The 21,399-nt window shown below is 69.1% G+C and carries 21 protein-coding genes; 7 read left to right on the top strand and 14 right to left on the bottom strand.

Features of this window, described 5'->3' with window-relative positions:
- Nucleotides 1–47 precede the first annotated feature (47 nt).
- On the bottom strand, nt 48–1,226 hold the full coding sequence (locus tag V7Z82_RS07855; RefSeq protein ID WP_334149816.1) for a MalY/PatB family protein: 1,179 nt from the start codon (nt 1,224–1,226) through the stop codon (nt 48–50).
- A gap of 217 nt (nt 1,227–1,443) precedes the next feature.
- On the bottom strand, nt 1,444–1,671 hold the full coding sequence (locus V7Z82_RS07860; protein WP_334149817.1) for a hypothetical protein: 228 nt from the start codon (nt 1,669–1,671) through the stop codon (nt 1,444–1,446).
- Between the two features lie 313 nt (nt 1,672–1,984).
- On the opposite strand from V7Z82_RS07860, the gene purL reads away from it, so the two are divergent.
- From purL to V7Z82_RS07890, 6 genes are all read left to right on the top strand, one after another.
- Nucleotides 1,985–4,312, top strand: coding sequence for a phosphoribosylformylglycinamidine synthase subunit PurL (gene purL, locus V7Z82_RS07865; RefSeq protein ID WP_334149818.1), 2,328 nt, complete (start codon nt 1,985–1,987; stop codon nt 4,310–4,312).
- Entirely contained in the window at nt 4,312–4,500 is a 189-nt protein-coding gene (locus V7Z82_RS07870) for a hypothetical protein (protein WP_334149820.1), read from the top strand. Before purL ends, V7Z82_RS07870 begins: the two co-directional genes overlap by 1 nt.
- A 243-nt stretch (nt 4,501–4,743) precedes the next feature.
- A complete protein-coding gene (gene mscL, locus V7Z82_RS07875) occupies nt 4,744–5,157 on the top strand; it encodes a large conductance mechanosensitive channel protein MscL (RefSeq protein WP_334149822.1) in 414 nt (137 codons plus the stop codon).
- 34 nt (nt 5,158–5,191) lie between these two features.
- The gene (locus V7Z82_RS07880) at nt 5,192–6,088 is read left to right on the top strand and encodes a hypothetical protein (protein ID WP_334149824.1); all 897 of its coding nucleotides are present in this window, start codon (nt 5,192–5,194) and stop codon (nt 6,086–6,088) included.
- A gap of 40 nt (nt 6,089–6,128) precedes the next feature.
- Nucleotides 6,129–6,479, top strand: coding sequence for a TraR/DksA family transcriptional regulator (locus tag V7Z82_RS07885; RefSeq protein ID WP_334149826.1), 351 nt, complete (start codon nt 6,129–6,131; stop codon nt 6,477–6,479).
- Nucleotides 6,480–6,527: 48 nt separating this feature from the next.
- The gene (locus V7Z82_RS07890) at nt 6,528–6,965 is read left to right on the top strand and encodes a VOC family protein (RefSeq protein WP_334149828.1); all 438 of its coding nucleotides are present in this window, start codon (nt 6,528–6,530) and stop codon (nt 6,963–6,965) included.
- Here the strand turns inward: V7Z82_RS07890 and V7Z82_RS07895 are convergent.
- From V7Z82_RS07895 to V7Z82_RS07925, 7 genes are all read right to left on the bottom strand, one after another.
- Complete coding sequence (locus V7Z82_RS07895) at nt 6,952–8,058, bottom strand: tartrate dehydrogenase (RefSeq protein ID WP_334149830.1); 1,107 nt, start codon at nt 8,056–8,058, stop codon at nt 6,952–6,954. The two genes, V7Z82_RS07890 and V7Z82_RS07895, sit on opposite strands and share 14 nt — an antisense overlap.
- Nucleotides 8,059–8,151: 93 nt before the next feature.
- A complete protein-coding gene (locus V7Z82_RS07900) occupies nt 8,152–9,165 on the bottom strand; it encodes an ABC transporter ATP-binding protein (protein WP_334149831.1) in 1,014 nt (337 codons plus the stop codon).
- The gene (locus V7Z82_RS07905) at nt 9,162–10,169 is read right to left on the bottom strand and encodes an ABC transporter ATP-binding protein (RefSeq protein WP_334149833.1); all 1,008 of its coding nucleotides are present in this window, start codon (nt 10,167–10,169) and stop codon (nt 9,162–9,164) included. The genes V7Z82_RS07900 and V7Z82_RS07905 overlap by 4 nt, the downstream gene beginning before the upstream one ends.
- Complete coding sequence (locus V7Z82_RS07910; protein ID WP_334149835.1) at nt 10,166–11,068, bottom strand: ABC transporter permease; 903 nt, start codon at nt 11,066–11,068, stop codon at nt 10,166–10,168. Before V7Z82_RS07910 ends, V7Z82_RS07905 begins: the two co-directional genes overlap by 4 nt.
- Nucleotides 11,065–12,030 (bottom strand): ABC transporter permease, encoded by a 966-nt coding sequence (locus V7Z82_RS07915; RefSeq protein ID WP_334149837.1) that lies wholly within the window; start codon nt 12,028–12,030, stop codon nt 11,065–11,067. Before V7Z82_RS07915 ends, V7Z82_RS07910 begins: the two co-directional genes overlap by 4 nt.
- Nucleotides 12,031–12,069: 39 nt before the next feature.
- Nucleotides 12,070–13,773, bottom strand: coding sequence for a peptide ABC transporter substrate-binding protein (locus V7Z82_RS07920; protein WP_334149839.1), 1,704 nt, complete (start codon nt 13,771–13,773; stop codon nt 12,070–12,072).
- Nucleotides 13,774–13,880: 107 nt separating this feature from the next.
- Nucleotides 13,881–15,743 (bottom strand): S9 family peptidase, encoded by a 1,863-nt coding sequence (locus tag V7Z82_RS07925; protein ID WP_334149841.1) that lies wholly within the window; start codon nt 15,741–15,743, stop codon nt 13,881–13,883.
- A 181-nt stretch (nt 15,744–15,924) separates the two neighbouring features.
- Here V7Z82_RS07925 and V7Z82_RS07930 point away from each other — a divergent pair, with 181 nt between their 5' ends.
- Nucleotides 15,925–16,638: a TetR/AcrR family transcriptional regulator gene (locus tag V7Z82_RS07930; protein ID WP_334149844.1), complete on the top strand. Its 714-nt coding sequence runs from the start codon at nt 15,925–15,927 to the stop codon at nt 16,636–16,638.
- 2 nt (nt 16,639–16,640) lie between these two features.
- Here V7Z82_RS07930 and V7Z82_RS07935 read toward each other — a convergent pair whose 3' ends face one another.
- The 5 genes from V7Z82_RS07935 to V7Z82_RS07955 form a co-directional block, all read right to left on the bottom strand.
- On the bottom strand, nt 16,641–17,732 hold the full coding sequence (locus V7Z82_RS07935; RefSeq protein WP_334149846.1) for a M20 family metallopeptidase: 1,092 nt from the start codon (nt 17,730–17,732) through the stop codon (nt 16,641–16,643).
- A complete protein-coding gene (locus tag V7Z82_RS07940; RefSeq protein WP_334149848.1) occupies nt 17,729–18,601 on the bottom strand; it encodes an alpha/beta fold hydrolase in 873 nt (290 codons plus the stop codon). Before V7Z82_RS07940 ends, V7Z82_RS07935 begins: the two co-directional genes overlap by 4 nt.
- Nucleotides 18,602–18,707: 106 nt before the next feature.
- Nucleotides 18,708–19,235, bottom strand: a complete 528-nt coding sequence (locus V7Z82_RS07945) for a hypothetical protein (RefSeq protein WP_334149850.1) — start codon at nt 19,233–19,235, stop codon at nt 18,708–18,710.
- Between the two features lie 64 nt (nt 19,236–19,299).
- On the bottom strand, nt 19,300–19,893 hold the full coding sequence (locus V7Z82_RS07950) for a TetR/AcrR family transcriptional regulator (RefSeq protein ID WP_334149852.1): 594 nt from the start codon (nt 19,891–19,893) through the stop codon (nt 19,300–19,302).
- Nucleotides 19,894–19,982: 89 nt separating this feature from the next.
- Complete coding sequence (locus V7Z82_RS07955; RefSeq protein WP_334149854.1) at nt 19,983–21,317, bottom strand: MFS transporter; 1,335 nt, start codon at nt 21,315–21,317, stop codon at nt 19,983–19,985.
- Between the last annotated feature and the right edge of the window lie 82 nt (nt 21,318–21,399).

Here is a 21,399-nt window from a genome sequence, read left to right on the forward strand (position 1 = left end):
CGCCGAATGCCGGAATCGGGCGCTCGACGCAGCGAGAGCCTCCCGCCTTACCCGCGCCTCCGCAGCACATCGCCCATGGCGGCGAACGCCTCCTCGAGGATCGGCCGCGGCGTCGCGAAGACGATCCGCACGAACTCCTCCGACCCGCGGCCGAGCAGCCGCCCCTCGGTGAGCACGACCTCGGCCTGCTCGCGGAAGAACGCCGCAGGCGGGCCGTCGATGCCGAGCGCGCTCGTGTCGATCCAGCCGATGTACGTCGCCTCGGGCACGCGGTAGACGGCGCCGGGCAGATGCTGCTCCACGAGGGAGCCGAGCAGCCGCCGCGATCCGTCGAGGTAGTCGATCACGCCGTCGAGCCACGGCTTGCCATGGCGATACGCGGCCGTCGAGGCGACGACCCCGAGCGTCGATGCGCCGTGGTGCACTGCGAAGCCGAACCGGCGGTACAGCTCCTGGTCGGGCTCGTTCGAGGTGATCAGCTGCGCGGTCTTGAGCCCGGCGATGTTCCACGCCTTCGACGCGCTGGTCCCGGTGACGGTGTGGCCGGCCGCGGCATCCGATATCGAGGCGTACGGGATGAACGGCGCCCGGTCGAAGCGCAGCGGCGCGTGGATCTCATCCGCGAAGACGCGTCCGTTGTGCCGCTCGACGATCTCCGCGATCGCCTCGAGCTCGTCTCGTCCGGCGATCGTGCCGGTCGGGTTCTGCGGATTGCACAGCACGAGCGTGCGCGCTCCGGCGGCGAAGGCCTCGTCGATCCGCTCGAGGTCGTGCTGCCAGCGCCCGTCGACCTCGACACCCGGCACCTCGATCACCGGATGCCCGATCGACGGAAGGTATGTCAGGAACGGCATATATGCCGGGGTCGGCACGATCACGGCCGATCCCTCAGGCGAGTACTCGCGCACGGCGACGCCGAGGGCCGCCATCACATCCGCGACGTGGTGCACGCGCTCGGGGTCGACGTCCCAGCCGTACTCGTCGCGCATCCAGTCGGCCGTGGCCGCGCTGAGCTCAGCCGCGACGGGTGGCGAGAGGTATCCGAGGTTCTCGTCGGCGACCGCTCGACCGAGTGCCTCAGCGATCTCGGGTGCGACCCCGAAGTCCATCTCGGCGACCCATGCACCGATCTGCCCTGGGTGCAGACTCCACTTGCGACTGTGCGGCTGATCGAGCTGCAGCCGCGTGCGGGCGTCGAACGGGTGAGCGGGGAGGGACTCGGCCATGGCAGGACTCAGACGATGCCGGGACAGGGACGGCGGCGGATGCCGGACGACCGCTGCGCGTTCGCGTGGGTCAGCACCTGCATGCTCGGCAGGCTGCCGGCGGTCATCGTCTGGATCTCAGTCACGGGGGAACTCCTTCGCAGCGGGGCTCCACCAAATCTACGGATGCCGCCGCGCTCCCGCATTTCCCGTGTCCGCCCGTGACAGGCGACCGGGCTCAGCCGATCACATCACGCGGATGCCAGTCGTGGAGGTTCCCGGTGCCTGACGGCCCCTCCTCCTCGCGGACGGTGTGCCCGACCTGGCGGGCGACCGAGGCGGCGCGACCGACTTTCACGGCCTCGTCCTCGGTCATGAAGCTGGCACCGAGCGTGCGCGATTCCCCCACGATCCGGTTGAACCAGATCCCATTGCGGTGGAACGTCTCGATGTCTCCTGCGGTCATGCTGTACTCCTTCGTCACCCTTCCACCCTCCGCGACGAGGGCGTGGGTGAGGAGGGGGTTGACACGATTTTCGGGCCCCGGCCGTGCTGCCTGTGTGCGGAGGGGTCGCACGTGGCCGCAACACCCCATCGGATGCGGTCAGGTGCGACACCTCTGTGGCGGTGGGAGTGGGTTCGGGCCCTTCGACAGGCTCAGGCACCCAAGTTGTGAGGCTCAGGGACCCAGGTGGCGGAGCTCAGGGACCGGGGCGAACCACCGAACCCCACGCCGGTAGACTGGACACGCCCCGCCGGCCCCTTCCTTTGGAGTGCGCGTGACCACCGCCCCTGCACCTGTCCACAAGCACGTTCCCGACTCCGTCGAGAACGCGACCGCGACGCCCGAGAAGGAGCAGCCGTACGGCGCCCTCGGCCTCAAGGATGACGAGTACGCGAGGATCCGCGAGATCCTCGGCCGCCGCCCCACCTCGGGCGAGCTGGCGATGTACTCGGTCATGTGGAGCGAGCACTGCTCGTACAAGAGCAGCAAGAACTACCTGCGCCGCTTCGGCCAGAAGGTCTCAGACGAGATGAAGGAACGCCTGATGGTGGGCATGGGCCAGAACGCGGGCGTCATCGACGTCGGCGAGGGCTGGGCCGTCACCTTCAAGGCCGAGTCGCACAACCACCCGTCGTTCATCGAGCCGTTCCAGGGTGCGGCGACCGGCGTCGGCGGTATCGTCCGCGACATCATCTCGATGGGCGCGCGCCCGGTCGCGGTCATGGACGCCCTGCGCTTCGGCGCGATCGACCACCCCGACACGGCTCGCGTCGTGCACGGCGTGACGAGCGGCATCAGCTTCTACGGCAACTGCCTGGGGCTCCCGAACATCGGCGGCGAGACCGTCTTCGACTCGGTCTACCAGGCGAACCCGCTCGTGAACGCGCTCGCGGTCGGCGTGCTGCGTCACGAAGACCTCAAGCTCGCGAACGCGACCGGCGTCGGCAACAAGGTCGTGCTCTTCGGCGCCCGCACGGGTGGCGACGGCATCGGCGGCGCCAGCATCCTCGCATCCGACTCCTTCGACTCCACCGGCCCCACCAAGCGCCCCGCTGTGCAGGTCGGCGACCCCTTCGCCGAGAAGGTGCTCATCGAGTGCTGCCTCGAGCTGTACCGCGGCGAGCTCGTCGAGGCCATCCAGGACCTCGGTGCCGCCGGCATCTCCTGCGCGACCAGCGAGCTCGCGGCCAACGGCAACAGCGGCATGAAGGTCTCACTCGACAACGTGCTGCTGCGCGACCCCACGCTCACGGCCGAGGAGATCCTCATGTCGGAGTCGCAGGAGCGCATGATGGCGATCGTCGCGCCCGAGAAGCTCGACGCGTTCATGGCCGTCGTCGACAAGTGGGAGGTCGAGACCTCCGTGCTCGGCGAGGTCACCGGCGACGGACGCCTCATCATCGACTGGCAGGGCGAGCGCATCGTCGACGTCGATCCCTCGACCGTCGCGGTCGACGGCCCGGTCTACGACCGTCCGGTCGCGTACCCGACGTGGATCGACGCACTGCAGGCGGATGCCGCGGAGAACCTCCCCCGCTCGAACGACCCGGAGACGCTGCGCGAGCAGTTCCTCGACCTGGTCGCGTCGCCGAACCTGGCCGACACGAGCTGGATCACGAACCAGTACGACTACTACGTGCTCGGCAACACCGCGCTGAGCTTCCCCGACGACGCCGGCATGATCCGTGTGGACGAGGAGTCCGGCCTCGGCTTCGCGATCTCGACCGACGCCAACGGCCGGTACAGCCAGCTCGACCCGTACGCCGGCGCACAGATCGCGCTGGCCGAGGCGTACCGCAACGTCGCCGTCACCGGCGCAGTGCCGACCGCGATCACCGACTGCCTGAACTTCGGCTCGCCGGAGAACCCCGAGGTCATGTGGCAGTTCGGCCAGACGGTCGACGGCCTGGCCGACGGATGCTACGAACTCGGCACCCCGGTCACCGGCGGCAACGTCTCGTTCTACAACCAGACCGGCGACGTGCCGATCCACCCGACCCCGCTCGTCGGCGTGCTCGGCATCATCGATGACGTCTCGCGCCGCATCCCCTCCGGCTGGCAGGACATCGGTCAGAACATCTACCTGCTCGGCACCACCGCGACCGAGCTCTCCGGTTCGGCGTGGGCCGAGGTCGTGCACGACCACCTCGGCGGGCTGCCCCCGAAGGTCGACCTCGCCGGCGAGAAGCGCCTCGCCGGTCTGCTCTCCGCAGCGCGTGACGAGTGGCTCATCTCCTCGGCGCACGACCTCTCCGAGGGCGGCCTCGCGCAGTCACTCGCCGAGGGCGTCATGCGCTTCGGCATCGGCGCACGCGTCTGGCTGAACGAGATCATCGAGCGCGATGGCGTGGATGCCGCATCCGCCCTCTTCTCGGAATCGACCGGCCGCGTGCTGGTGACCGTGCCCCGCGAGGACGACGTGAAGTTCCGCGGACTCTGCGAGGGTCGCGGCTACCCGGTGGCGCGCATCGGCGTGACCGACACCGAGCCGCAGCTCGAGGTGCAGGACGTCTTCACGGTGTCGGCCGCCGAGCTGCGCGAGCGCTCGAACGCCACGCTGCCGTCGTACTTCGGGCCGACCGTCACGGAGCCGGTGGCCTGATGAGCGAGCTCAGCCGACCCGAGCCCTCCGGCCGACCGGACCGGACGAGTCGACCCGAGCCCAGCGAGGACTACGGCGACCTCGGCGAGCGCCGCAACCGGCGCCTCCGCATCGTCGCCTGGACCGTCATCATCGCCCTCATCCTCGGTGGTGGCGGCGCGACGGTCATCGCGCTTCTCCCCATCTGATCCTCGGCTGAACACCGCCGCGCGAAGGCGCTGAGCGGACGCTGCTGCGCCCGCTGAACGGGCGTTCTCGTTCACACAGACAAGCCGTGTGGTGTGAACGTGGCCTTGATACGGTCGTGCCCGGCGGCACTCGAAGGCGGGCATCTTCGCCGCCGTGACACTGTGGCCCGACGACCGTGAGACTGGGGTGAAACGGCCCTTCGCCGTGCCCGCTCTCACGCCATGCAGAGAACGGAAACGGCAATGATCACTGGGTTCAAGGAGTTCATCCTCCGCGGCAATGTCATCGACCTCGCGGTCGCGGTGGTCATCGGTGCCGCGTTCACGGCGATCGTCACCGTGCTCGTCGATGCGCTCATCGATCCGCTCATCGGACTGTTCTTCAAGGCCGGGAGCCTGGATGAGGCCCTGCAGCTGACCGTCCCCACTCTCGGCGGCGGCGAGTCGACGTTCTCCTTCGGCCTGATCATCGGCGCCGTGATCAACTTCCTCGCGGTCGCGCTCGTGGTGTACCTGGTCTTCGTGCTGCCGATGAACCGGCTCAAAGAACGTGCGGAGCAGCGCGCGGTCGGCGCGGACGAGGCACCGCCGCTGCCGAGCGAGCAGGAGCTCCTGATCCAGATCCGCGACCTGCTCGGCGATCGGAAGCTCGGCTGAGTCCGCGATCTCCGCTCCCCGTTCGAGATGACGAATGAACTCCGATCAGGAGCGCCGGGACGGCCCCGACGACGAACCCGTCGTCCTGCTCCCTGAATTCGCGTCGACGCTGCGCGAGGCGGTGAAGCTGCGTGGTGTGTCACTGCGGATGCTGCGCCAGCGACTGAGCGCTCGGGGGCACGAGATCAGCGTCTCGACGCTGTCGCAGTGGCAGTCCGGCATCCGCCGACCGGAACGGGACACATCCTTCGATGTGATCCGGGAACTGGAGCAGCTGCTGCTCCTCGACGACGGTGCCCTCACCGGCGCGCTCGGGCCCTCGCGTCGCGTCGGGCACTCGGAGCACCGGACCTTCGCGACGCTGAGCAACCTGATCCGCAACCGGATCACGGCGGAAGGCCCTCCCGAGCTGCTCGAACGATCGGGAGCCGTCGGGATCCACGTCGATGCCGAGAGCCGCATCACCCGCACCGTGAACCGAACGCTCTGGCAGTCGCGGAAGGACGGCGCGCAGCGTGCCGCGATCTTCTACGGGCTCAACGACGATGGCGTCCACCCGGCCGAGATCGCCGGCACGATCGGCTGCGAGGTCGTCGACATCGTCGACGACCCGAAGCAGAACCTGATCCGAGCGACGCTGCAGCTGCATGCCCCGCTGCAGCAAGGGGCGCTCGCGCTGACCGAACGAGAGACGATCGAGAGCGCGGATGCACCGGAGGAGCACGAGTTCACGATCGTCGCGCCCCGGCGTCAGGCGGAGATCATGCTGTACGCCGTGTTCGACCCGGACCATCTTCCGCGCCGATGCACCGTGACGATCGAGACCGACGGAGAGCCCAGGTCGCACGTCGTGCCGCTGAACGGCAACTGCGCCTCGCACGCCGAGTTCAACTTCGGTCCGGGGATGGTGGCGCTGCGCTGGGATTGGTAGGCGTTGTCGGGATGTCGGATGCCGTGCCTAGAGTGTGGGCATGACGACCGATCCGCGCGAGCTGCTGCAGGAGCTGCGCACGCAGGCGGCGGCTCGAGTCGAATCGACGGGTGCGGCGCTGACGGCGCTGATGCACGATCGCGAGGGCGCGAACGACGACGACGAGCACGACCCCGAGGGTGTGACGCTGTCGTCGGAGTGGTCGCGTCTGAGCGGCCTCGCGGAGGCCGCGGCATCCGAACTCCAGCAGGTCGACGATGCGCTCGCCCGGATGGATGCCGGCACCTACGGCGTCTGCGCCCGATGCGGGACGGCGATTCCGGCCGCCCGGCTCGAAGCACGCCCGTTCGCGGAGCACTGCGTCGCGTGCGCCGAGAAGCTCGGGCGCTGAACAGCCACGCCGCTGACACCGAACGCCGAGCGGGATAGCATCCAACGCATGGCCATCAAGATGGAGAACGTCGGCATCGCCGTGCGTGACCTCGAAGCAACCATCTCGTTCTTCACCGACATCGGGCTCACCGTGCTCGGCCGCGACGAGGTGAGCGGCGAATGGGCGTCGACAGCCGTCGGCCTCGACGGCAACCATGCGAAGATCGCGGTCCTGCAGACGCCGGACGGGCACGGGCAGATCGAGCTGTTCGAGTACATCCATCCCGACGCGATCGAGACCGAGCCGACGCTGCCCAACGAGATCGGGATGCACCGCATCGCCTTCTCGGTGGACGACATCGACGAGTCGCTCGCGATCGCAGCACGCCACGGCTACCACCCGCTGCGGGGCGTCGCGAACTATCAGGACGTCTACAAGCTCACGTACCTGCGCGGCCCGAGCGGCATCATCGTGATGTTCGCGCAGGACCTCACGAAGCGCTGAGGCGGCGCCGCCCGCCGGCGACGGCCTCCGCGATCGCGGTGCCCAGCTCGACCGTGGTGGCGGTGCCGCCGAGGTCGGGGGTGAAGGGCGCAGCATCCGCTCCGCTCGCGAGGACGTCTTCGATCGCGGCGAGCACTGCGGCACCGGCCTCGGGGTGGCCGAGGTGCTCGAGCATCATGGCCCCGCACCAGATCTGCCCGATCGGGTTCGCGATGCCGCGTCCGGCGATGTCGGGCGCCGAGCCGTGCACCGGCTCGAACAAGCTCGGGAACAGCCCGTCCGGGTTGATGTTCGCGCTCGGGGCGATGCCGATCGTACCGGTGCAGGCGGGTCCGAGGTCAGACAGGATGTCGCCGAACAGGTTGCTCGCCACGACCACGTCGAACCAGTCCGGATGCAGCACGAAGTTCGCCGTGAGGATGTCGATGTGGAACTGGTCCTGCCGCACGTCCGGGTAGTCGGCCCCGACGGCGGCCACGCGCTCGTCCCAGTACGGCATCGAGATCGAGATGCCGTTGCTCTTGGTCGCCGACGTGAGGTGCTTCGCCTCCCGGCGCTGGGCCAGGTCGTACGCGTACCGCAGCACCCGGTCGACGCCGGTGCGGGTCATCACGGTCTCCTGCAGCACGAACTCCCGGTCGGTGCCCTCGAACATCCGCCCGCCGATCGAGGAGTACTCCCCCTCGGTGTTCTCCCGTACGACGTAGAAGTCGATGTCGCCGGGCTCACGGCCGGCGAGCGGCGAGACGACACCGGGCATCAGCCGCACCGGCCGCAGATTCACGTACTGGTCGAATGCGCGACGGAACTGGATCAGGCTCCCCCACAGGCTCACGTGGTCGGGCACCACGTCGGGCCAGCCGACGGCCCCGAAGTAGATCGCGTCGAAGCCGCGCAACGTCTCGAACCAGTCGTCCGGCAGCATCCGCCCGTGCTGCTGCCAGTACGCGGCACTCGCGAAGTCGAACTCCTCGAACTCCAGGGCGATGTCGAATCGGGATGCCGCTGCATGCAGCACCCGCAGGCCTTCCGGCATGACCTCGGTGCCGATGCCGTCGCCGGCGATCACGGCGATGCGGTGGGTGGTCGTCATGGGGTTTCCTTCCGGTTGCGGTGTTCCGGTCGCAGTTGCCGCCGCCCGCCGCGAGTTCGAGCGGCCGGAACTGCGACCGGAGGCGCGCGAGCGTCAGATGACGGCGCGCTCTGCGGGGTGATGGCAGGCGACGAGATGGGTGCCGCCGTGGTCGATCAGGGCGGGAACCTCCTCGGCGCAGATCTCGGTGGCCTTCCAGCAGCGGGTGCGGAACCGGCATCCGCTCGGTGGCGACACCGGACTCGGCACGTCGCCGGTGAGCACGATGCGCTCGCGCGCCCGCTCGGCCCGCGGGTCCGGCACCGGGATCGCCGACAGCAGCGCCTGGGTGTACGGATGCAGCGGCCGTTCGTACAGCTCGTCGACCGGCCCTTCCTCGACGAGCTTCCCGAGGTACATGACGCCGACCCGGTCGCTGAGGTGCCGCACCACCGACAGGTCGTGCGCGATGAAGAGGTACGTGAGCCCGAGGTCGCGCTGCAGGTCGTCGAGCAGGTTGAGCACCCCGGCCTGCACGCTGACATCGAGCGCGCTGACCGGCTCGTCGAGCACGATGACCTCCGGCTCCACGGCGAGCGCTCGCGCGATGCCGAGGCGCTGTCGCTGCCCGCCGGAGAACTCGTGCGGGAAGCGGTCGGCATGCGCCGGGTTCAGCCCGACCTGCGCGAGCAGCTCCTCGACGCGGCGCTCGTGGTTCCCTCGGTGCAGCCCGTGGATCACGAGCGGCTCGGTGAGCGTCGCCCGCACGGACTTCCGCGGGTTGAGCGAGGCGTAGGGATCCTGGAACACGAACTGCACGCGGCGACGCAGCGACCGCAACCGCGAGCCCTCGACGCCGGTGATGTCGTCGTCGCCGAGCCGGATCGAGCCGCCGTCGCTGGACTGCAGTCGGGCGACACTGCGACCGAGCGACGACTTGCCGCAGCCGCTCTCGCCCACGAGGCCGAAGGTCTGCCCGCCCTCGATCGACAGGCTCACGTCGGATACCGCCTGCACCACGTCACGCGTGCGACCGAACAGTCCTCCGCCGACGCGGTACTCCTTGACGAGGTTCCGCACGGTGAGGCTCGTGCTCTGCACCGGCTGGTCCCCAACGGGCTGGTTCACAGGACCGCCTCCTTCTGCCACTCGTCGACGCGCACGCAGGCGGCCGTATGCCCTTCACCGACCGCGATCGGCGGCGGCACGACGGCATCGCAGAGTCCGGCCACGGCGTGCGCACAGCGCGGGGCGAAGCGGCATCCGCTCGGCCACGCCGTCGCCACCGGGGGCTGCCCGGCGATCTGGTACAGCCGCTCCTCGCGCGAGGCCCGCCGGTCGATCCGCGGCAGCGACGCCAGCAGTCCTGCGGTGTACGGGTGCGCGGTCTCGTAGAAGAGGGGGTCGACGTCGGAGGTCTCGACCAGCCCGCCCGCGTACATCACCATGACGCGGTCGGCGGTGCCGGCGACGACACCGAGATCGTGCGTGATGAGCAGCACGGTCGTGCCGGTGCGTCGCTGCACCTCGCGGAGCACCTCGAGCACCTGCGCCTGCACGGTCACGTCGAGTGCCGTCGTCGGCTCGTCGGCGATCAGCAGATCGGGCTCGTTCGCGATGCTCATCGCGATCATCACGCGCTGCCGCATGCCGCCGGAGAACTCGTGCGGATACCGGTCGACGCGCAGCTCCGGCGAGGGGATGCCGACCACGTCGAGCAGCTCGATCGCCCTGGCCCTGCGCTCCGCCGTCGTGGTGTCGGGTCGGTGCACGCGCACGGCCTCGATCAACTGCTCGCCGACCCGCATGACCGGGTTCAGCGCGGTGAGCGCATCCTGGAACACGACGGCGATGTCCTTGCCGCGGATCTCACGCAGCGCGGCATCCGCCATCCCGACGAGCTCCGTGCCACGGAACCTGATCGATCCCGTGACGACGGCAGACCTCGGCAGCAGCCCCATGATCGCCATCGCGGTCATCGATTTGCCCGACCCGGACTCGCCGACGATCCCGACGGTCTCCCCGGTGCGCAGCACGAACGACACGCCTTCGACGGCCCGGGCGAGCCCGGCATCCGTGGGGAAGCTGATCGACAGGTCCTCGACCTCGAGCAGGATCTCCCCGGCGCTCACAGGTTCTTCCCCTGGGGGTCGAGCGCGTCGCGCAGGCCGTCGCCGATGAAGTTCACGCAGAGCACGGTCACCAGGATGAAGATGCCGGGGAAGTACAGCAGGTACACCTGCGGGGTGCCGACGTAGCCGGCGGCCTGGCTGAGCATCGAACCCCAGCTGGTCTGCGGCGGCTGCACGCCGAAGCCGAGGAAGCTGAGGGTGGACTCCGCGATGATCGAGGACGCCACTGCGAGGCTCATCGCGACCACGATGACACCGGCGAGGTTCGGCAGCAGGTGCGAGACCACGATGCGCACTCCGGATGCTCCGATGCCGCGGGCCGCATCGATGAAGTCCTTCTCGCGCAGCGACAGCACCTGCGAACGGACGACCCTGGCGATGTACGTCCAGCCGAGGGCAGTGAGCGCCAGCACGATCGTGGTGGGCGAGGGGCCGAGCCCCTGCAGGATCACCGCGAGCAGCGCGATCGCCGGGACGATCAGGAACAGGTCGGTGATGCGCATGATGAGCTCGCCGATCCAGCCACCGACGTAGCCGGAGATCGCGCCGAGCGCGGTGCCGACGACGGTCGCGAGCACGGCGACCGCGAGTCCGATCGCGAGCGAGATCTGCCCAGAGAAGAGGATCTCGCTCAGGTAGTCGCGACCCAGCTCGTCGGTGCCGAGCCAGTGCGCACCCGATGGCGGCGTCGGACCGGTGAGCAGATCCTGCTGCCCCTGCGGGTACGGCGCGATCCACGCGGCACCGAAGCACGCGATCAGCAGGATCACCAGCACGATCAGGCTCGTGACCGCGAGCCGATGGTGGAGGAAGCCCTGCAGGAGCTGCCTGGTCGGAGCCTTCTGCGGATCCTGCTCGGCGAGCAGCTCCTCGCTCCCGGCGATGCCTGCACCGCTCATGACAGCCTCACTCTCGGGTCGAGCACCGCATAGGCGATGTCGGCGATCAGGTTGCAGACGACGACGGCCACGGCGACCACGATCATCCAGGGCAGCAGCACGAACACGTCACCAGCGACGAGCGACTGCAGGAACAGCCGACCCATCCCCGGGATCGCGAAGATCTGCTCGGTGACGACGAGCCCGCCGATCAGGATCGCGGCGTCGAGCGCCACGACGGTCACGAACGGCGCGAGCGAGTTGCGCACCGCGTGCCGCCAGATGACCTGCCGCCGCGGCACGCCCTTCGCCCTCGCAGTGCGCACGTAGTCGCTCGTCAGGGCGTCGAGCATCGCGGCACGACCGAAGCGGCTCCACGAGGCGACGAGGGCGATCATCAGCGCAGCCACCGGCAGGATCAGGTGCCGGATGTAGTCGAGCACTCCGGTCTGCCCTGGCGAGTTCAGCCCGATGAAGAACAGCGGCGGCTCGCTGAGCCCGAACTGCTCCTTGGGCCACACCGCGAAGGTCTGGATGAGGATGAGTCCGAACCAGAACGCGGGCATCGCGATGCCGATGTACGAGGCACCGGTGAGCAGGTTGTCGCCCCAGGAGTACTGGCGGACCGCCGAGTACACGCTGATGCCGCCGGCGATCAGGATCGCGACCAGCAGCCCCCAGAACGCCAGCTGCAGCGTGGGCCAGAGCGCCTCGCCGATCAACGGCAGCACCGGGGTGCCGGTGCGGGTGCTCACGCCCCAGTCGCCGACCACGAGTGATCGCAGCCACAGGAAGTACTGCTCCGGCACCGAGCGGTCGAGGCCGAGGCGTTCGATCTCTCGTGCGATGACGGCGGGATCGTGCGCCTGGCGGAGCTTCGCGAGCGGGTCGAACGTCGAACGCACCGCCCAGAACAGCACGAACGAGGCGACGAGGATCACCGGTACCGAGTACAGCACCCGTCGTGTGATGAAGGTGATCATGTCGCCGCCTCGTGTCGTGTCATCGGGTCGGGCTCGGGGTCAGCCGGCCAGGCCCCACTCGGCGAGGTTCCAGAACGGACCCTCGACCGGGTTGATCTGCAGCGGCCCGCCGACCGTGTCGCTCCACAGCAGCACGTTCGGCACTGCGTCGAGCGGCAGCGATGGCACGTTCTCGGCGATCAGCGCATCCGCCTCGTGCGAGGCTGCGGCGCGGGCATCCGGGTCGATCTCGCTGTCGACCTGGCCGAGCAGCTCGTCGAGACCGGGGATCGAGGTGCGGTAGAAGTTGATGCCGGAGAAGCCGTTCGCCTCGCTCGGGATGTTCACCGAGGAGAACGTCGAGCTCAGCGTCGGGTCGGCGAAGGTGTCGACCAGCGTCCAGATGCCGGCCTGGAAGTCACCCTCCGGCGCGATCGTGCCGAACAGGTCGGCAGGGGTGACCTGATCGATCGTCATCTCGAACCCGGCATCCGCGAGCTGCGACTGCAGCACCTGCACCGTGAGGTCGCGGCGCTTGTTGCCGGCGAGGGTCTTGATCGAGAACGTCGCGGTCTCGCCGGCCTTCGCCCAGACCCCGTCGGAGTCCTTGGCCCAGCCGTCGCCCTCCATCAGCTCGTCGACCTTGTCGAGATCGAGCGAGTACTGCGAGAAGTCGTCGGCCGCGAACGGCGAGACGATCGGCGAGTTGAAGCTCTGCTGCGCCGTGTCGATGCCGAGGCTGCCGAACAGCCGCTTCACGATCGCATCGCGGTCGATCGAGTAGGCCAGTGCCTGACGGACCGCGACCGAGTCGAAGGGTGCTGCGGCGTTGTTCAGCCAGATCGCCTCGAGGTTGCCGGTGCGGGCATCCACCTGGGACTTGATGCCGGGGAGTCCGGCGTCGATCTGCGTGAGCGCATCGAGCTGCGGTGAGGGGTAGAGCACGTTGACCTGGCCGCTCTTGAGCGCCTGGAACGCGGCCGTGGTGTCGGGGAGGAAGAGGAAGGTCACCTTCTCGAGGTGCGGCTTCTCACCCCAGTAGTTCTCGTTCGGCACGAGCGTGACCGAGGTGCCGCGGGTCCACTTCTCGATCTTCCAGGGGCCGCCGCTGAACTCGTAGCCGTCAGCCATGATCGCGGCTCTGTCCTGCCCCTCGAGCAGGTGCGCCGGCATGATGCCGTAGACGCTGAACAGCGTGCGCCAGCCTGCGTATGCCGAGGCGAGCGTGACCGTGACGGTCTTCGGGTCGCTCGCGTCGATCGCCGAGATGCGGTCGTAGCCGGTCTTGTCGAAGATGTCGTCGCCGTCGCGGATCTGCAGCGCCGTGTACTCGAAGTCGGCCGAGGTGATGGGCTCTCCGTCCGACCACACGGCGTCGGGGTTGATCGAGTACGTGATGGTCTGCGTGCCGTCGTCTGCGACCTCGGTCTCCGGCTCGCCGGTGACGAGATCGGAGGGCTGCGGCACCCACTCGTCGTCGACCTGGCGCGTCTCGAAGACACCGGGGAGCGTGGGGATCTGCATGATCCAGGTTCCCCAGATCGATCCGCCGCAGGTGGCGATCCAGTCGGTGCAGTCGGGCTCCTGCTCCGCACCGATCACGAGCTCGCCGCCGTCGACGACAGCGACCTCCTCGTTCGCGTCGGGGGTGCTGGACGAGGGGCTGCAGGCAGCGAGCGAACCGATCAGCGCTGCGGCGGTGAGCGCGGCGATCACGACTCGGCGGGAAGAGGGTACAGCGGTGCGAAGCAGTGATTTCGACATGGACGGATCTCCAGTGAGCGTGCGACGAGGGAACAGTGCAGGAGGTGCTGTGGTGCGGGTGGTGGTCTGACTCTAGAGCTGACCGGAAAAGATAGCAAGCACTTTAGTCAATGTTCGTGACTAGGAGCGAGATCAGTGTCGTCCCACTGCTCGCCGGCACGCGTGCGGAGGGCGAGCTCCTGCATGCGACGCTGGTCGTGCGCTGCCCCGTTCAGGCCGGTCGGCTCATGCCCGCCGGTGAAGATGTCGAGCACGACGTCGCCGCCGCGAGCGCGCAGCCGGTCGACGTAGCCCTGCACGCCGATCACCGGCGTGCGGGTGTCGATCGAGCCCTGATTGATCCAGACGGATGCCGTCACCTCGTCGAGATACGTGATGGCCGAGAAGCGCGAGACGAGCTCCGGCGGCACCCACGAGCTCCAGACCGAGCGCACTGCGGGGTTCATGGCGTCGATGGTCACCGACCAGTCGGCCACGGCGACGTGCGCGAGCCCGCCCGCGAAGAGCTCCGGCAGTCGCCCGACGCTCAGCAGGGTCATGTGCCCGCCGTACGACGCCCCGGTGATGAAGGTGGATGCCGGATCGGCGAGACCCTGCTCGCGCAGCCAGGCGATCGCTGCTGAGACGTCTTCGATCTCGCGGTCGCCGCCGGCGTTCCAGAAGCCCTCGCGGAACGCCCGACCGAAGGTCACCGATCCGCGGTAGTTCAACGAGGCGTAGGCGAAGCCGGCGTCGAGCCAGGCCTGGGCCGATGGGTTGTAGTGGTCCACCGCCACGAGCATGGGGCCGCCGTGGATCTCGAGGATCGTGCCGAGCGGTTCACGATCGGCCGGGCGCCCCGACCACAGCTGCACCCTGGTGCCGTCGGCGCTCGTGACGAGGGTGGAGGAGAGCGGATGCCCCGTCGGCACCGCGGCCGGGGCGATCAGCGTCGTCTCGGTGCCGTCGGCTGCGACCTCGGTCACGCGCAGCGGCACGTCCCAGCTCGAGCGCAGCGCGCGCACGGCGCCATCCGGCGCGAAGTACGAGGTCCAGTAGTAGGGATGCAGATTCGCGATGTCGGGCTCCGCGAAGCTGCCACCCTCGAGCACGGTGCGCACCGCGGCATCCGACTCGTCGAGTTCGATCAGCCGGTGGATGCCGCCGTCGACGTGCAGCGCGAGGACGCGGCCGCTCGGGACGTGCCAGTCGAGGGCGAGCACCTCTCCCGCGAGCTCCGGCAGGTCGAAGTCCTGGCGCTCGCCCGTGCGCGGATGCCAGATCGCGGGTCGCGAGAAGCCGCTCCGCTCGGTGTTCAGGAGCAGTCGGTCGTCACCGAGGACCGACGAGAACCGCACGGCGCGGACCGGGCCGGCCGGCAGGTCGTCGAGCGTGGCGACGGTGTCACCGGACGCGACATCCACCACCGTGATCAGCGGGCGACGGATGCCGGGGTTGTGGGCGGTGGTGTCGATCGAGACCAGGGAGGCGTCGGCCGACGGCTTGCCGAACCACGCCTCGATCGGGTCGGAGTACACGATCTTCGGCTCGCCCCAGGGAGCGGCGGGGATCACCAGGATGTGGAAGCCTTCCTCGTCGACGACCGTCGCGACGAGGGCGGATCCGTCGAAGGAGAACTCGAGTCCGCGGAGGACGTACGGCTCGCGTCCAGGCGTGAGCTCGACGCGCTCCGCGCCGTCCGGCGAGATGGCGACGAGGGCGCCGACCTCGGAGCCGCCGCCGTCATCGAGGTCGACGACCCAGCGGCCATCGGGCGAGACGATCGCGCCGGTGCTCACGTCGAACGGCAGCAGCTCCCCCGGGGCATCCGGCGCGTGCCAGATGCGGCCTCGGGCGCCCTCGGGGTGGTTCTCGACCACGAGCGCGAGGTCGTTCGCGCCAGCCGACGGCCGCACGGTCATGAGGTACGGCACTGCGAAGCGCGCGTCGAGCGTCGTCGTCGTCGTGGAGTCTTCCGGGGTGTGCAGCATCGTCGCGCTCTCCTCATCATCGCCAATGGCGTTGACTATAACATTGGCTACGCTGCTTCCGACAGGGTCGGCGGCAAGGTTCCGGAGATTGTCGATGACGCTGACAGACAGCGTGACGACGGTGAGGTACCGTGATCTCTGCGTGAGCGACACGCGGTGACGACAGTGAACGGAGCGCTCGATGGCGACTCGGAAGGCCACGGCATCGGCGAAGGCGCCGGCATCCGCGAAGGGCGCCGCCCGGCCCCGTCGAGCCCGCGACTCGCTCAGCCGCGACATCATCGTCGCGGCCGCCGACCGGGTGGTCGAACGCGAGGGCCTGGACCGACTGACCTTCCAGTCCATCGGCAAAGAGCTCGGCGCGCACCCGACCTCGATCTACCGCCACTTCCGCGACAAGGACGAGCTGCTGCTCGCACTGATCGACACGCTCCGCGCCCGCTCGTACAGCGGTGGCATGGTCGCGACCGACGACTGGATGGCCGACCTGCGCACGCAGGCGCACCTGATCCACGACCACTACATGCGCTACCCCGAGTTCGCACTGCAGATGGCGCTGCGCCGCCCCACCGACTTCGCCTCGATGGAGTTCTCGATCGGCGCGCTGCGCCGCGGCGGGTACGGACCGGAGCAGGCGGCTCTGTACGCTCGCGCGCTGGGCCAGCTGATCCGTTCGGCATCCAGCATCCAGGCCGCGCTCACCGCACTGCCCGCCGACGTGCAGGATGCCGATGAGCTGACCTGGCAGATGGACTACCGCCGCCTCGACCCGGTCGAGCACCCCGAGATCGCCTGGGCCGGCGAGAGCCTCCCCGGCGTGCGCGATCCCCGCGCCTGGGAGACCGCGCTCGACCTGCTGCTGGAGAGCATCGAGCGGCACGCGCCGGGCGCCTGAGCTCAGCCCAGCGCGAGCTCGTCGAGCATCCCGGCGAGCAGCTCGATCCGCTCCATCATCGAGTCCACCGACACCCACTCGTGGTCGGCATGCGCTCCGGCGCCGCGCGGTCCGAGCCCGTCGAGCGTACGAGCGCCGACCGCGGCCGTGAAGTTGCCGTCTGAGGCTCCGCCGGCCGAGACCGCCTCGACCTCCGGATGCCCGAGGCGGGCCGCGACGCGTCTGGCGCAGTCGAGCAGCTCGGCCGAGGAGCTCGCCTCCATGGGCGGACGGTTGATGCCGCCGATGACCTCGACGGCGACACCCTCGGTGTGCGCGGTCAGGCCCTGCATCTCGGCGTCGATGCGTTCGAGCTCGCCGAGGGTCCAGGCGCGCACGTCGATGCGCACCTCGGCATGCTCGGGGATGACGTTCGTGACCGTGCCTGCGCTCGCGACGGTCGGGCTCACGGTGGTGCCGGCGTCGGGATCCGCCAGCTCGGGCAGTGCCAGCACATGGTGCGCGAGCTCGGTGAGGGCGCTGCGCCCCTTCCAGGGTTCGAGTCCTGCGTGCGCCGCGCGGCCGGTGAGCTCGACGCGATAGATGCTGCCGCCGCGGCGTGCGATCTTCAGGGCACCGTCGAGGCTCGGCTCGAGCACGAGGACGGTCCCAGCACGGGCGGCCTCCCGCTCGATGAGCGCGCGCGAGGTGAGCGAGCCGACCTCCTCGTCGCTCGACAGCAGCACCGCGACGCCGCCGGGGTCGGCGGCACGGGCCAGCGCCGCCGCCATGATCACGATGCCGGCCTTCATGTCGAAGACGCCGGGCCCGGTCGCGGTGTCGCCGTCGACCCGGAACGGACGCTCGCGGATCGTGCCCGTCGGGAAGACGGTGTCGAGGTGCCCGAGCAGCAGCACCGACGGCGCATCGCCCCCGGACCAGCGCAGGTGGTCGACGCCGTCGACGGTCTCGATGATGCCGGGCTCGCCGATCACCGGATCGAGCCAGGAGCACACCAGGCGCTGCGCCTCGGCGAGGCCGGCGGCATCCCCGGTCGGCGTCTCGATCGAGACGAGCCGATCGAGACGCTCGACCGCCTGGTCGCGGGCGCTCATGCGGCGACCTGCGAGAGGAAGGCACGGAGAGCGGATGCCGTGGGCGCTGGCGCTTCTTCCGCGAGGTAGTGGTCGGCGTCGATCGCCGCTCCCGTGACGTCGGGGGCGTACGGCGCCCAGGTCGCGAGCACGTCGAAGTTGCGGCCGACATAGCTGTGCGCACCCCAGAGTGCGAGCGTCGGACAGTCCACGGTGCGACCTGCCTCACGATCGCAAGCATCGTGCTCGAGGTCGATCGTGGCGGCGGCGCGGTAGTCGGCGCCGGACGCGTGCACGGTGTCGATGTCGAAGCAACGGAGGTACTCGTCGTAGGCATCGGGCAGCGCATCGCCGTCGTGCCGCCGTCCGGTGAATCGGCTGCGCAGCCAGCTCTCGCGGTCGGCGCCGATCAGCGCCTCCGGCATCCCGTCGTCCCTCGCGAGGAAGAACCAGTGGAAGTACGCGGTCGCCATCGGCCGGTCGACGTGCTCGAACATGTGCAGCGTCGGCACGATGTCGAGCACGGCGAGGGATGCCACGGCATCCGCATGGTCGAGCGCCATCCGGTGCGCGACCCGACCACCCCGGTCGTGCCCGACCACCGCGAACCGCGGGAACCCGAGCTGTCGCATCAGCGCGACCTGGTCTCGGGCCATGTCGCGCTTGGCGTAGTGCGTGCCGCGAGGTTTCGCGGAATCGCCGTATCCGCGCAGGTCGGCTGCGACGACGGTGTGCTCCTCGGCGAGCACGTCGCCGACCTCGCGCCACATCGCCTTCGTCTCGGGGTAGCCGTGCAGCAGCAGCACCGGCGAGCCTGATCCGCGCACCTCGGCGGAGATCGCGACGCCGTCGCAGTCCAGCACCTGGGTCGTGCGGGGTGTGGTCATCATCGTCCAACTCTCGGTGTCCAGCCAGCAAGTCAATCACGTTGACTATAGCAATGGCGATGCGTTCTGGACATCCCCTGCCGCACGACCGCCCCGAGAGGAATCGAACTCAGGGGCGGGCGGGAGCGCGATGGGCCGCTGCTGCGCGTTCGGCAGCGGCGGCGAACTGCGACAGCCCGTGCGCCGTCACGTCGACGCGCAGCCTCGTGCCGTCCGACGAGGTCACGGCGAGGATCCTCCTGCCGCGTCGCACGGTGCTGCGCTGGGAGACGATGTCGCGATGGCGGATGACCCGCTCGGCACCGAAGACCGTGCGGAACGCGATCGCGTCGCGACCCGGCTCGAGATACCAGTTGCGGTACGCCAGCAGCACGAGCAGGCCGGCCACGACGAGCACCACGGAGGCGATGCGGAACGGCACCGGGTCGCGCATGTCGCCGCTGCCGAACCCCAGGACCGACGCGAACAGCCCGAGGGCGATCAGCGCCGCGGCCACGATGCCGACCGCCTTGTGGAGTCGGATGCGCACGATCTGCTTCGCCGAGCTGTTCGGCCGCAGGAACAGCGAGCGGACGATGACCACCACGAACAGCAGCGCGATCACCACGAGGACGATCTTCAGCACGAGAGCGGTCATGCTCCCGACCGTATCAAGCCGCCGACTCGGCGCGGCCGCCCGGAGAGCCGGGGAATCCCGCGCCTCACGCGAGGATCGTCGGCCAGGACGACGCCCGCACGCCCTCCCAGAGGCGCGCCAGCCGCGCCGTCATGTCGATGGACGGGTCGAGCAGCCACTGCACCTGGAGTCCGTCGGTGGCGGCGATCACCAGATCGGCGACGAACGGGAGGTCGAGCTCGGGTCCCATCCGCTCCTCGATCTGCTCCTGCTGCAGCGCTTCGATGAGGAGACCTCGCACCCACGCGAAGCGCTCCTCGAAGAAGGCCCGCGCCGGATGCCCCGCGATCGTCGCCTCGGCGGAGTACTCGACGTAGAGGCGCACGAGACCCGGCACCGTGACGTTGTGCGCGATGACGTCGAGGAGTCCCTGGAAGCCGCGGTGGGGAGCGTAGAACTGCTCGAGGTCGCGCTGGTCGCGGGCGCGGAGTACTTCGATGAACAGTTCCTCGCGGGTGCCGAAATGGTGCATGAGCCCGGCCTGGGTCAGGCCGACTCGCGCCGCGATCTCGCGGTTCGACGCCTTGCGGCATCCGTGTTCCGCCACGACCTCGAGCGCCGCGTCGAGGATCTCGGCACGCTTGGCTGCGCCTTTCGCATACTGTCCGCGGCGAGTCATCACGTCAGTCTACGAGTGCCGATATTCCGGTGAGGCGCGGCTGCGGCTGGATGCCTGGCGTCAGGGCCACCCTGCCTTCGCCGGCCCGACTACCGCACGCTCTTGATCGGCAGGATCACCACGGCTCCGATCAGGGCCGCGACCGCGCACACCGTGAACCAGATGGAGTAGTCAGCTCCGCTCGCACCGCCGGTGGCCGCCAGGACGAAGCCGCCGACCAGCGGCGCTGCTGTCTGCGGCAGCGCGTTGGCGATGTTGAACACGCCGAGGTCCTTGCCGGAGTCATCCGGATTCGGCAGCACATCGACGACGAGCGCGAGGTCGACCCCGACGTAGATGCCGTATGCCGCGCCGAGGAGGATCTCGAGGATGTAGTACGACGGCACGTCCTGGATGAAGATCAGGGCGAAGGTCCCGGCGGCGAAGATCACGGTCGACGTCCAGACGAAGACCTTTCGCCTGCCGATCCTGTCCGAGATCTTCCCCGCGATCCAGGCCGTGACGACGAGGGCTCCGGTGTACACCAGCGTGGTGTTGGCGATGAGCAGACCGATCTCCTCCTCGGGAACACCGAGGTGGAAGCCCATGTACGCGAAGCGGAACGTCGTGAAGCCGAAGCTCGCGAACGTGATGAGGAATCGCGACCACCATGCGAGGGCGAAGTCCGGGTGCGCCACGGGGCTGACCCACACGGTCTGGAGGATCTCTCTGAAGCTGATCCTCGGCGGTCTCGTCGGGAGGACTCTGTCGGGAAGCACGATCGCGAACACGACCATGACCAGGATGGCGAGGATGGCAGGGATCACGAAGACGATGAAGAGGCTGAAGGAGAACCAGCCTGCGACGTAGACGCCTCCCACGATGCCGAGGTTCTGCGCGATGCCGAGCCCGGCGGTGATCGAACCGCGCTGGAACTTGGGCACCTGGTCCGCGATGGTCGCGACGAACGGCGCGAGCGTCGCGTTCGCGCCGAGCTGCGCGATCGCCCAGCCGATGGTGGCCACGAGCAGGCTGTCGCCGAGCGCCATCACCACGAAGCCGACGGTCATGACCACCGTGCCGAGGACGATCCAGATGCGCCGACGCCCCCAGCGGCTGGTCGTGCGGTCGGAGACACGACCGAAGACGACGTTCGCCACCGTGGCGAAGAATGCGCCGACGCCACCGAGGATCGCCGATGCGGTGTTGAACCCCGCGGCGCCGTCGGCGATCGCCCCTGCGTTCTGGAGATCGGTGATCTTCAGGCCGATGCCGACGATCGCCGGTCCGAGCAGCGCGACGAAGAAGACGAACTGGGCGATGATCAGCCAGACGACGTACGACTTCTTCGCCGGCGCGGTCGGCTCGGAGAACCAATGATGTTCACGGGCGATCGCGCTCGCCGTCGTCATGCCAGACGGCATCCCCGCTGCAGAACCACTCATCCCTGCCTCCTTTGGCCGGTGGGGTCAGTCGCTGTCGCATCCGTGCGACATCCGGGAATCCTCTCCCGTGCACGAAAACCTA

It is taken from the genome of Microbacterium sp. (genome assembly GCF_036823965.1).
Classification (GTDB): domain Bacteria; phylum Actinomycetota; class Actinomycetes; order Actinomycetales; family Microbacteriaceae; genus Microbacterium.

Excerpts from the sequence above, each read along its gene's own strand:
- V7Z82_RS07870 (WP_334149820.1), top strand. The coding sequence starts at position 4,312 with ATGAGCGAGCTCAGCCGACCCGAGCCCTCCGGCCGACCGGACCGGACG.
- mscL (WP_334149822.1), top strand. The coding sequence starts at position 4,744 with ATGATCACTGGGTTCAAGGAGTTCATCCTCCGCGGCAATGTCATCGAC.
- V7Z82_RS07915 (WP_334149837.1), bottom strand. The coding sequence starts at position 12,030 with ATGATCACCTTCATCACACGACGGGTGCTGTACTCGGTACCGGTGATC.
- V7Z82_RS07950 (WP_334149852.1), bottom strand. The coding sequence starts at position 19,893 with ATGACTCGCCGCGGACAGTATGCGAAAGGCGCAGCCAAGCGTGCCGAG.
- V7Z82_RS07860 (WP_334149817.1), bottom strand. The coding sequence starts at position 1,671 with ATGACCGCAGGAGACATCGAGACGTTCCACCGCAATGGGATCTGGTTC.
- V7Z82_RS07910 (WP_334149835.1), bottom strand. The coding sequence starts at position 11,068 with ATGAGCGGTGCAGGCATCGCCGGGAGCGAGGAGCTGCTCGCCGAGCAG.
- V7Z82_RS07945 (WP_334149850.1), bottom strand. The coding sequence starts at position 19,235 with ATGACCGCTCTCGTGCTGAAGATCGTCCTCGTGGTGATCGCGCTGCTG.
- V7Z82_RS07930 (WP_334149844.1), top strand. The coding sequence starts at position 15,925 with ATGGCGACTCGGAAGGCCACGGCATCGGCGAAGGCGCCGGCATCCGCG.
- V7Z82_RS07880 (WP_334149824.1), top strand. The coding sequence starts at position 5,192 with ATGAACTCCGATCAGGAGCGCCGGGACGGCCCCGACGACGAACCCGTC.
- V7Z82_RS07890 (WP_334149828.1), top strand. The coding sequence starts at position 6,528 with ATGGCCATCAAGATGGAGAACGTCGGCATCGCCGTGCGTGACCTCGAA.
- V7Z82_RS07940 (WP_334149848.1), bottom strand. The coding sequence starts at position 18,601 with ATGATGACCACACCCCGCACGACCCAGGTGCTGGACTGCGACGGCGTC.
- V7Z82_RS07935 (WP_334149846.1), bottom strand. The coding sequence starts at position 17,732 with ATGAGCGCCCGCGACCAGGCGGTCGAGCGTCTCGATCGGCTCGTCTCG.
- V7Z82_RS07925 (WP_334149841.1), bottom strand. The coding sequence starts at position 15,743 with ATGCTGCACACCCCGGAAGACTCCACGACGACGACGACGCTCGACGCG.
- V7Z82_RS07855 (WP_334149816.1), bottom strand. The coding sequence starts at position 1,226 with ATGGCCGAGTCCCTCCCCGCTCACCCGTTCGACGCCCGCACGCGGCTG.
- V7Z82_RS07885 (WP_334149826.1), top strand. The coding sequence starts at position 6,129 with ATGACGACCGATCCGCGCGAGCTGCTGCAGGAGCTGCGCACGCAGGCG.
- V7Z82_RS07920 (WP_334149839.1), bottom strand. The coding sequence starts at position 13,773 with ATGTCGAAATCACTGCTTCGCACCGCTGTACCCTCTTCCCGCCGAGTC.
- V7Z82_RS07895 (WP_334149830.1), bottom strand. The coding sequence starts at position 8,058 with ATGACGACCACCCACCGCATCGCCGTGATCGCCGGCGACGGCATCGGC.
- V7Z82_RS07955 (WP_334149854.1), bottom strand. The coding sequence starts at position 21,317 with ATGAGTGGTTCTGCAGCGGGGATGCCGTCTGGCATGACGACGGCGAGC.